The organism is Bradyrhizobium algeriense, assembly GCF_003062295.1.
GTDB classification, from domain to species: domain Bacteria; phylum Pseudomonadota; class Alphaproteobacteria; order Rhizobiales; family Xanthobacteraceae; genus Bradyrhizobium; species Bradyrhizobium algeriense.
In genome coordinates this window covers 1-811 of record NZ_PYCN01000167.1, presented here as the reverse complement: position 1 = coordinate 811, position 811 = coordinate 1, and the positions used below count along the sequence as shown (strand labels likewise).

General features: G+C 67.2%; 1 protein-coding gene. It reads right to left on the bottom strand.

Annotation, left to right across the window (positions count from 1 at the left end; translation table 11 throughout):
- The coding region (locus C7G61_RS45465) for an ATP-binding protein (RefSeq protein WP_420836853.1) at positions 1-811 on the bottom strand (811 nt) is incomplete at both ends.

The window sequence follows — 811 nt, the reverse complement described above, 5'->3', positions numbered from 1 at the left end:
CGCGCCTTGGAACGCTCGCCCGCCTCCTGCCAATAGGAGACCGCCTTTTCGATCAGACCCGCATTCCCGAAGTGGTGAGCGAGAATTTCCGGTTGCGCCCCCGCCGTCGTGGCCAGCCTATCCTCCAGCAGGTGAGCGATCCGGGCGTGCAGCTCGCGGCGCTGGCCGCGCAGCAGCGTGCCGTACGCCGCATCCTGCACCAACGCGTGTTTGAACAGGAAACTGGCGTCGGGCGGTTCACCGCGCCGGAACACCAGCCCGGCGCCGATCAGACGGTCGAGCGCCGCTCGCAGCTCGCGGTCGCTGCGGTGTGCGATCGCGGCGAGCAGATCGTAGGAGAACTCCCGACCGATGGCCGCGCCGACTTGCGCTACTTCTTTCCCGACCGGGCCGATACGGTCGAGCCGTGCCATCAGCGACGCTTGCAAAGTGGGCGGCACTGCGAGCCCCGGCAGCGGCGCAGCGGAGACGACGCGCGCGACTTCGGTACTGCCCGCTTCGAGCACCGCCTTGGTCAGCTCCTCGACGAATAGCGGCACGCCGTCCGTTCGTTCAGCGATCTCATTGACGACTTCGCTCGGCAGCGCCCGGTTGCCGGCGACGCTTCGGATCAGCGCGGCGCCCGCGCTCTGGTCCAGACGGTTGAGCACCATCGCGCTGACGTGCGATTTTTCGTTCCATACGGATTGAAACTCGGGGCGATGGGTGACCAGCAGTAGCACCGGCAGGCTCGCCACCAGCTCGACGGTCCGGTCCAGCAACTCGCGCGAGCTCGGATCGATCCATTGCGCGTCCTCGCACACGATCAAGA